At 59.7% G+C, this 9,327-nt stretch carries 10 protein-coding genes; 7 read left to right on the top strand and 3 right to left on the bottom strand.

What is annotated here, in order from left to right:
- The 3 genes from ACODTZ_RS33140 to ACODTZ_RS33130 form a co-directional block, all read right to left on the bottom strand.
- The coding region (locus tag ACODTZ_RS33140; RefSeq protein WP_489031195.1) for a TniQ family protein at window positions 1–560 on the bottom strand (560 nt) is incomplete at its 3' end.
- 5 nt (window positions 561–565) lie between these two features.
- Window positions 566–1,483, bottom strand: a complete 918-nt coding sequence (locus tag ACODTZ_RS33135; protein WP_489031193.1) for a TniB family NTP-binding protein — start codon at window positions 1,481–1,483, stop codon at window positions 566–568.
- On the bottom strand, window positions 1,480–2,871 hold the full coding sequence (locus ACODTZ_RS33130) for a transposase (protein ID WP_489031191.1): 1,392 nt from the start codon (window positions 2,869–2,871) through the stop codon (window positions 1,480–1,482). Before ACODTZ_RS33130 ends, ACODTZ_RS33135 begins: the two co-directional genes overlap by 4 nt.
- 572 nt (window positions 2,872–3,443) lie before the next feature.
- Here ACODTZ_RS33130 and ACODTZ_RS33125 point away from each other — a divergent pair.
- From ACODTZ_RS33125 to ACODTZ_RS33095, 7 genes are all read left to right on the top strand, one after another.
- Window positions 3,444–3,707, top strand: coding sequence for a PepSY domain-containing protein (locus ACODTZ_RS33125; RefSeq protein WP_047636060.1), 264 nt, complete (start codon window positions 3,444–3,446; stop codon window positions 3,705–3,707).
- Between the two features lie 3 nt (window positions 3,708–3,710).
- Window positions 3,711–4,277, top strand: a complete 567-nt coding sequence (locus tag ACODTZ_RS33120; RefSeq protein WP_047636059.1) for a cytochrome b/b6 domain-containing protein — start codon at window positions 3,711–3,713, stop codon at window positions 4,275–4,277.
- Window positions 4,274–4,951, top strand: a complete 678-nt coding sequence (locus ACODTZ_RS33115; RefSeq protein ID WP_047636058.1) for a response regulator transcription factor — start codon at window positions 4,274–4,276, stop codon at window positions 4,949–4,951. The genes ACODTZ_RS33120 and ACODTZ_RS33115 overlap by 4 nt, the downstream gene beginning before the upstream one ends.
- Entirely contained in the window at window positions 4,948–6,264 is a 1,317-nt protein-coding gene (locus ACODTZ_RS33110) for an ATP-binding protein (protein ID WP_047636057.1), read from the top strand. Before ACODTZ_RS33115 ends, ACODTZ_RS33110 begins: the two co-directional genes overlap by 4 nt.
- A gap of 89 nt (window positions 6,265–6,353) precedes the next feature.
- The gene (locus tag ACODTZ_RS33105; protein ID WP_112636350.1) at window positions 6,354–7,043 is read left to right on the top strand and encodes a VIT1/CCC1 transporter family protein; all 690 of its coding nucleotides are present in this window, start codon (window positions 6,354–6,356) and stop codon (window positions 7,041–7,043) included.
- Between the two features lie 260 nt (window positions 7,044–7,303).
- A complete protein-coding gene (locus ACODTZ_RS33100; RefSeq protein ID WP_489031187.1) occupies window positions 7,304–7,591 on the top strand; it encodes a DUF7673 family protein in 288 nt (95 codons plus the stop codon).
- Entirely contained in the window at window positions 7,591–8,748 is a 1,158-nt protein-coding gene (locus ACODTZ_RS33095; RefSeq protein WP_489031186.1) for a site-specific integrase, read from the top strand. The genes ACODTZ_RS33100 and ACODTZ_RS33095 overlap by 1 nt, the downstream gene beginning before the upstream one ends.
- The last annotated feature ends 579 nt before the right edge of the window (window positions 8,749–9,327 follow it).

Genomic DNA, 9,327 nt, shown 5'->3' with positions numbered 1-9,327 from the left:
GTCACCTGCAAAATGCCCTTAGCGTGTATTAATGTAGAAATGACCACAGAGCCCCTAACAGCATCGCATTCACGGCAAAACAGTCTGGCGAGGCCGGCAGGCGTAGACCGAAACTGAAACAGCCCGCTGCGGAAACATCCGCCGCAGTTGATCTCGAGCCCAGTCTTGTGCCGGGGGCAGACCACGGCCTCGACACATGCCCAGGACCGTCGGCAATAGTGGTCCCTCCCCTCCTCGGCATCCTCGTCAAGGCATGTCGGACAAACGCCTCGGTGCGCGGGTTCGCTGACAAATGACGCCCTGCTGCGCCGGGTATTCTGCAGAGACAGTCGCTCTACATCTGCTTGCTTCAGGCGACAGGCTAACGCCCATAAACGGGCCGCCGATGGTTCGGTCGGGATGTCATCGCTGAGGAGATGCGGCTTGGAGACGTCCCAAGCACCACGTATCCAGTTCTCGATCTGCCGGGGCGAGCTGGAGTAATGGCTCGCTACACGCCAACGCCAACAGCTGAGAAGTTCATCCTCATAGGGCCGTGGGGCGATCGCCAGCAGCCGCACCGGTCTCACGGGATTGCACGGCGCTGCAGGCGCGTTTCACTGCGCCGCGCCATCGCGACCAAAGGTAGGACAAGGTTGTCGGCGTCGAAGCTCTCCAAGATAATCCTCTCGTTCCCATTCCGGACCGCTTCGACCGCAACAGTCTCGATGAGGCGAAAAATTCGCACCGTAACGCCGTCGGTCATATCGAGCACCTTGCGGCGCACTGCTGCGGTCCCGAGCTGTGATGGCTCACGCAGAGGCAGTATGCTCCCGAGACTTGCGAGCAATTGGGCAAGCTGCTGCGTATTGGACCAGCGCTTCAGGTGAAGGGCTTCAAACCTTTCGGCAAGCTGCGGATCCGTCAACAGCGCCTGTCGGGCAAGATCGGTCCCGGCGCAGATCAACGGGACTTTCAGATCATTCGCCAGAAAGCGAATGACGTTGAGGAAGACTCGTTGCTGCCGATATGTCCCCGTCAACATGGCATGGATCTCATCGATGATCAGCATCCGTACACCCATCCTCCGCATCAGGGTTCGGCACGTAGTCTTCAGTCGGTAAGTTGCGTCTCCACTTGGGCCCGGTACACTCAGTGCATTGAGGAGCTCACCGTAGACATCGCGTTCGACGGGTTCGGCTGGCATCTGCATTGCCACGACCGGCATGTTCGTCACCCCGGTTCCACGATCGAAGACGGGCTGATGATTGCGAAGAAACTTTCTGATGATTTTTGTCTTTCCCATGCCGGTATCGCCGTAGAGAAGCAGACAGGGCATTCGGTCCCGCGGCGGATAGGAGAGCAGATCCTCAAGCCGCGTCAGCGCAGCTTTTGCATCGGCTGTCTCCAACCAGCGATCGGCACGGATCCAGGCGACCCGTTCTTCGATCCCCATCTCGGCATACTGGCGATAGGCTGGTAGGATATGGGGGTACTCCGTCACGACCATTCCTCCACCGACAACGGTGCCAGATCGGAGAAATTGTCCTCGTCGGCATCATCTATTGTCTCCACATGCTGCCGGTCGGTCGCCGCCAGCGCTCGCGACCGTCTCTCGGCTCCCCGGCGGATGCTCCGTGTTTGGCGGCCTGCCACCTCGACAATTTGTCGCTGGGCTTCGATGGTCTCGAAGATTAGATGCTCATCGACCGATTGCAGACCACGAGCCCTCAAAGCGGCGACGGCCTGCCGGTGCTCGCCGAGCGTGATCCGCGGCCGGCTGAGGTCTGCAAACCGAACCGGCCAGCTTTCGCCGTTTGGCCCGTCGACGAACACGCAGGAAATGTCGCGAGGATCGTAACGGACCCGCATCTTGTCCGGCGCACCGGTCAACGGGCTCAGGACATCATCCCAATATCTGAGGCCGAACAGGTGCAGTCCGTCGCGACGTATGATGCGTTCCTCGAACGGCAGGAAATCCAGAACGAAACGGTGTTCGTCATAGGGAAGCCGCAGAGGCTCCCGACGCGAGAGGACGGCATCTTCCCAGGCCAACCGAGGCGGAATTTTTAGCGCCCGGTGGATATCAGCGTGATGGCGGCCGATGATCTCAAGGGTGAGCCACCGCTCCAGCTCGTCAAAAGTCATGACTGCATGCTTTTGGGGATTGTAATCGCCACAAGAGCCAATATCGCTCGACGTTGAACCGGGCAGAAAGTGAACGGCGCCCATCATGGTGCCGATAAGCCGCTCGATGTGACCGCCGTAATGTGGGCGAGCAACTGGTCGATGGATGAGATTGATGCCGTGCTCGGCCGCTCCCCACGCCAGCGCTTTTCCCCGAAACTCCCGAGCATTATCGAGATGGATGGCGGTGGGCAGACCGTGGACGGGCCAGTCGCCAGCCGCGTTTCGCTCCGCGAGCCACGATGTCTTCGGCAAAACCATGTGCCGGATGGCCAAGGCGACCGACGTTGACGATGGATGTTCAAGGCTCAGGTAGAAGCCGGCCACCATTCGGCTGGCGACATCGATCGCCAACGTCAGCCAGGGACGCTGCAATGGTTGGCGGTTTACAGCGTCGACAACGAAGAGATCGACCAAGGTATGATCGATCTGAACGACCTCCATCGCGGCTCCGGCTGAGTACTCATCGGTAACGGGTTTGTATTGCTGACGGGCGACGCTGGCCCCCTCTCGGGCCTTGGCCAGCTTCTTCTGGTCGGAGCGATCGATGCGAACCTTCACGGCTTTCCAGGAAGGTGCAGGTATGTCTCGCTGACGGCAAATGACGCGGACATGATCATGAACGGCGGTGATCGTCGGCCGCTCACGACGGCAATAGGTTTCCTGGATGGCGCAGGTGACGGCATCTTCCTGTTCCGATGACAAGAGCCGCCTCCCCTTCTCTGGCCCGGGCGTTTCATCCAGCAATGAGGAGGTGACCGGTTTTCGCCGGAATTGGGCGAGCAGCTGATAGAACCTTGTTGGCTTGAGGCCCAACTCCCTGCACGCGGCAAGTCTGTCCGGAGCGGTCAACTTCTTTTCGAAAGCGATGGGCCGGATGACGGCTTCGCGATTAACCGCCTTTTGCCAAGCGGCCTCTCTGACAAGCATCCTGTCGGGTGTCTGCGCCATTGGAACCTCCTAGCCGAGCTATCAGCTCGGCCACGATCAATCGCTGCACCTAGCAGAATGCCCCGCAACGATGACAGTCAGAAGACACATCGAGTTTGCCATGCACCACTTCTGCGATGAGAAACGGCAGATCACGGCATGGCACTGGCCAGCCACCACGCAGCACGTGATTTTTGCGCCTCATCGAGAGATTGGCGACGTGGCTGCCGTGCCAATGTGCGGATTGGGCGGCTCATCACCAAGTACATGGCCGTACAGCAAACAGACAGGAAACCGCCGCTATCCATCGGTCGTCGCCCGACCGGGTGTAACCAAAGGATCGAAACATGCTGAAACTCATCGCCACAGTCGCAGTCATCGCAGCAACGCCGGCACTGGCCTTCGCTAGCCCGAGCTGCACCAAGGAACCCAAGTCCAAGTGGATGACCGAAGACGCCATGAAGGCCAAGATCGACGCGCTCGGCTACAAGGTCAAGACGTTCGAGGTCACGGGCAACTGCTACGAAATCTACGGCAAGGACAAGGATGGCAAGCGCGCCGAGGTCTATTTCAACCCTGTCTCCGGCGACATTGTCCAGAAGGGTGATTGATCGATGACCGCCATCCGTTCAAGACCGGGGGGCGGCTCGCCCTCCAACAGTGGCCAGCAGGACATAAAGGTCTGGGACCCGGTGGTCAGGATTTTTCACTGGACCATCGTGACTGCCTGCATGCTCAACCTCTTCATCCTTGAAGAAGGAAAATACTGGCATCGCATGACGGGCTATGTTGTCGCGGCCGCCATTGCCGTGCGGATGATCTGGGGCTTCGTCGGCACCCGACATGCAAGGTTCTCCGACTTCTTCCCGACCCCCCGCAGGTTGAAAAATCAGCTTCGGGCTATCGTCAGCAGAAACGAGAAGCGCTATCTCGGCCACAATCCCTTGGCCTCGGTCATGATGCTCCTCCTGATGGCGCTTCTGGCGACGACCGCTCTGACTGGATGGATGACGACGCTCGATGCTTTCTGGGGAGAGAAGTGGCTTGAGCAATTGCACGGCACGATTGCCAACAGCATTATGGTGCTCGCCTTCATCCACGCCGGCGCAGCCATCGTGGAGAGCTGGAGGCATCGGGAAAACCTGGTGTGGTCTATGGTAACAGGTCGAAAGAAGGCATGAGAATTCTGCTGATCGAGGATAGCGCCCGGCTTCGCGAACTCGTTTGCGAGCTCGTGCGCAAGGAGGGTTGGAAGATCGACGCCTTCGGAACCGCCGAAGAAGGACGCTTCGCTCTTCGGGAGAATGGGTATGACCTTCTTCTCCTCGATCTCGGCCTGCCTGACGAAGATGGCATTCCCGTCCTTAAATCCTTGAGGTCTGCCGGCATACAAACGCCGGTCCTCGTGCTGACGGCCAGGGCTGCGATCGACGAGCGAATATCCGGTCTCGATGCGGGCGCGGACGATTACCTGACGAAACCGTTTCACAATGGGGAGCTCACCGCCCGCATACGGGCCCTGATCCGTCGATCGCCCAGCACCGCGATGCCCGTCCTGGAATTCGCCGCGCTGACGCTCGATGTCGCGTCGCGACAAGTCTTCTGCGCGGGCAACGAGATCGCGCTCACTCCGTCGGAGAAAGGACTGCTCGAACTCCTGATGCGTAATGGCGGGAAGGTCGTTTCCAAGTCCAAGATAGAGCACGCCTTCTCCGAGTTCGGCGACGAGAGGAGCAGCAACGCCGTCGAGCTGGCGGCATCCCGTCTGCGCAAGAAACTCGAAAGCCACCCGACGCGCGCGTCGATCGAAACGATACGGGGCGTTGGCTACCTGATGCGCGAGGTTCGGGATTGAGCCGCCTGCGTCCGACACTTGGAGCCATTCTGGCACGTCGCATCGCCTTCTTCGCGGTGCTGGCCATGCTCCTGCAACTCGCCAACGTCTTTGCGGACTACTACTGGAATGTCGGCGAGCTCTCACGGCTTTTCGTGGAACAAGAGACCGAGCGCCTCGCATCCGGAATCACGATCGACAACGGCTTGGTCAACTACAGTTTGCCTGACAGCGTGAAGGATCGCTATCGAAACGAGAGCACGGGCTATGTCGCCCGGATACGCGACGCTGACGGAACGCTGGTCTTCGAATCCTGTGACAGGGCATGTCAGGATCATTTCCTCCCGCGCGACGTTAACCCGCCGGACTTCTGGCTGCGATCGATCAAACCGGGCAAACCGCTTTCGCTCGTCGGTGGACGGGCGTTCATGATTGGCGAACGGCGCTTCCTGGTCGACATCGCGACGATCGACGATACCGCCGACGTCATGTCCGATGTCCTCTGGAACGAAGTGCTGGAGCACATGATCGTGCCGATGAGCATTCTGCTGCTATTGGTGTTCGGCGGAACCTTGTTTGCAATACGACAGGCCCTGCGGCCGGTGCGCGCGGCCGCCGACGCCGCCGACCGCATCGATCCCCTGGATTCGCGGTCGCATCTGGACCCCTCGGATATGCCGCGAGAGATTGCCCATCTCGCCACTGCGGTCAATCAGGCGTTCGAACGCGTGGGCGAACTGATGACCTCACAGAAGGTGCTGACGTCGGGGATTGCCCACGAAATCCGGACGCCGCTCGCTGCGCTGAAGCTCGAACTCGGCCAGATCGATCATCCACGCGCGAGGAAAGCGGAGGCTGACCTCGATGATCTCGTGCGTTTCGTCGCGCAGATCACGGCACTCGCACGACTGGACAGCGTCGACCACGGCATGTTCGAGGATATCGACCTGGTCGCGTTGTCATCGTCCGTGGTCGAACAGCTGGCTCCGTGGGTGTACGATAACGAACACACGCTGGAACTCTTACCAGATGTCACAAGCAGTCATGTGAGGGGAGCGCCATCTCTCTTGAGAGATGCTCTGCGCAATCTGATCGAGAATGCGGTTCGGCACACCCCGGATCACTCGGTGATCTCCTTGAAGGTCGGTGAAAGAAGCATCACGATCGAGGATCGTTATCCACCGTCAACGACGCGGGCTCCCGGTATAACGCGCTCGCACGACGGGCTTGGCATAGGGCTGAGGATTGTTGGCCGCATCGCCGAACTTCATGGAGCTTCTCTGATCAGGTCGGAAGCGTCTTCGGGCCAAACCTTCGAGATCAGATTTTCGTAGCGGCACACGACAGTATGTCACAATTAGAATGCTTCTAAAATAACGCGAACATTCGCGGTTCTCCCTCGTCGCAAGGAAGGCTGGTAGCAATGACCCACAGTGAACGACATTCGATAGATCGCATTGGCTGGTTGCGCGCCGCCGTCTTGGGCGCAAACGACGGGATCATCTCCACCGCCAGCCTTATGGTCGGGATCGCCTCCGCTTCGCCGACAGCAAATGAGGTTATCGTCGCGGGATTCGCCGGGCTTGCAGCCGGCGCGATGGCCATGGCAGCTGGTGAATATGTCTCCGTCAGCTCACAGTCGGATACCGAGGCCGCAGACCTCGCGCGCGAGAAACGTGAACTCGAAGACGCCCCCGAACTCGAACTTCAGGAGCTGGCAAGCATCTATCAAGCCCGTGGTGTGTCGCCGGAATTGTCGCTTGAGGTGGCGCGGCAGTTGACCGCCCATGACGCGCTGGGCGCACATGCCCGCGATGAACTCGGTATCACCGACACATCCACCGCCCGTCCGGTACAAGCTGCGTTGACGTCAGCCGCAACATTCGCGACCGGCGCGGCCATTCCACTGCTCACCGCCATTCTGGCACCTGGCGGTTCAATACATCTGGCCATTCCGGCAGTGTCGCTTGTCGCCTTGGCTCTACTTGGTGCTCTCAGCGCAAGCGCCGGGGGTGCCAACGTTCCGAAGCCGGCATTCCGAGTGGCTTTCTGGGGAGCGCTTGCGATGGTGACCACGGGCATCGTCGGCGCGCTGATCGGCAAGGCAATCTAAAAAACAACGTGATCGCCATACGCATCTTCAGCAAGGATGTCTGTTCAGACAATAGGCGTCCTTGTGTGGCGTCTTACGCCGTATGGTTAACGGTTGAATGATGAACATGTCCACACGTCGCGCATTCCGGCGAATCCGGAAGATTCCAATGATCCTGGCAGGGAATAAGCTGTAACATTCCAACGGAATTGATTCTGCTCAATCAAGCGGATCGACACCACCGAATCTGTGTCAATCCACGCTCTGCAAGGCCTTTTTCCATGGAAGATCGCGTCCGTTTCGCACTCGGAAAGCTGCTCAATGTTGCCAATAGCGATACCGGCCAGAGTCGGCGCGCCGCCAATTTCCTGCTCGCCTGGTGGAATGCCGCCGACAATGGCGGCTTCGACCTGACCGACCTGTCCAATGTCGACCTCGACATCGCCGAAGACATGGTGACGATTTTTACCTGGCTGGCGCGTGAGGAGGAACTTTTCTATCCAACCGAATACCGCGGCGAAATCGAACAGATCATCGCCCGCTGGCGCCCCGAAAACATCCCGGCGTGATGGCAACCGCGAAGAAGCCGCGAGCAAGTCTGGCCGGCGTCGAACGTCGTGCAGTCGAGCTCGACACGATCGCCTCGGTCCTGCCGATCGACCGGCGCGATGAGCTTGCCGAGCTGCTGACGGACGCCGACATTGAAACGCTGCGCCATCTCGTCAACGAGGGAATGGGCGCCAACACGCTGCGCGCCATCACCTCCGATCTTGCCTATATCGAAGCCTGGGCTCTCGCCGCGACGAAACGATCGCTGCCCTGGCCGGCGCCCGAAGCGCTGCTTTTGAAATTTGTCGCGCAGCATCTGTGGGATCCGCACAAGCGTGCGACCGATCCCGATCACGGCATGCCTGGCGATGTCGACGACAATCTACGCGCCCAAGGGTTTCTGAAATCGACCGGGCCGCATGCGCCGGCCACGGTACGGCGGCGGTTGGCGAACTGGTCGACCCTGACAAAGTGGCGCGGCCTTGATGGCGCCTTCGCCTCCCCTCCCCTCAAATCCGCCATTCGGCTCGCTGTGCGCGCCGTTCCCAGAAAGCGTCAGCGGAAGAGCGCCAAGGCGGTCACCGGCGACGTGCTCGCCAAGCTGCTGGCGACTTGTGCAACTGGCACTCTGCGCGATGTGCGAGATCGAGCGATCCTGATGGTGGCCTTTGCCTCCGGCGGCCGCCGGCGCAGCGAGATCGCCGGGCTTCGGATTGAACAGCTGAGCGTCGAGGCGCCGATAGAGGTTTCCGATAGCCCTCCCCTCCCCTCTTTGGCGATCCATCTCGGCCGCACCAAGACTACCAGTGGCGAGCAGGATGATGTCGTCTATCTGACTGGCCGGCCGGTCGACGCACTCAATGCCTGGATCGCGGCAGCCAGGATCGAGAGCGGCAGTGTGTTTCGGGGGATCGGGCGCTGGGGCACCGTCTCGAAGCGATCGCTTGATCCGCAATCGGTGAATGCGATCCTCAAGCAGCGGGCGGAGATGGCTGGGTTGGAGGCTGGGGAGTTTTCAGCGCACGGCCTAAGGTCGGGATATCTGACCGAGGCCGCCAACCGCGGCATTCCTCTTCCCGAGGCCATGGAGCAATCGCGTCACCGTTCGGTTCAGCAGGCATCCAGCTATTACAACAGTGCGAGCCGACGAACAGGGCGCGCCGCCCGCATGTTGTAAGCACTTCAGACAGGGCAGTCAGAGCTCATCATCTAAGTCAATCTCAGGGAACGAGTAGGTCTCATCATAGAATTGGTGAAGCTGGACTCGTCCTAATATCTCCCGATGTGCGTTCGCAAACTGTAGCTTCTCGACGGTGTCAAATCCTCGACGAATGGTGCCAGAAAGACTTTGCAGAAGTTCGACATCTAGCGTTGCCTGGGAGTCGGGGGCACCCATCTCCTCAGCCATTCTACCAACGACGCCGAGCGCAAACGAGAGGCCTCGTGGGATGAACGAAGAAGTCAGTTCCCTCGCCCGCATACAAATTCGAGCGTTCTTCTGCTCCCCATTCGGGTCCCCGCCTAAGGCAAGTTCAATTATGTTGAGAGGCTTACCCTCGATCCAAGCTAGAGTTCCCGAGCAAAGGCGGTCCAGAACACTTGTATCAATCGGGTGGTCTGACGCCTTGCCAGCTGCTGCCAGAGCGGCACGTTCGACGTCACGCAGCAAATACTCCCGCGCACGAGCATCGCTCTTTAACCACAGAAATGCCCACTCTACCCATGCCCTGACGGTGGTCGGCAACTCCCCTATGGA

This window comes from Rhizobium sp. FG113 (assembly GCF_057809895.1).
This window is presented reverse-complemented; position numbering and strand designations above follow the sequence as displayed.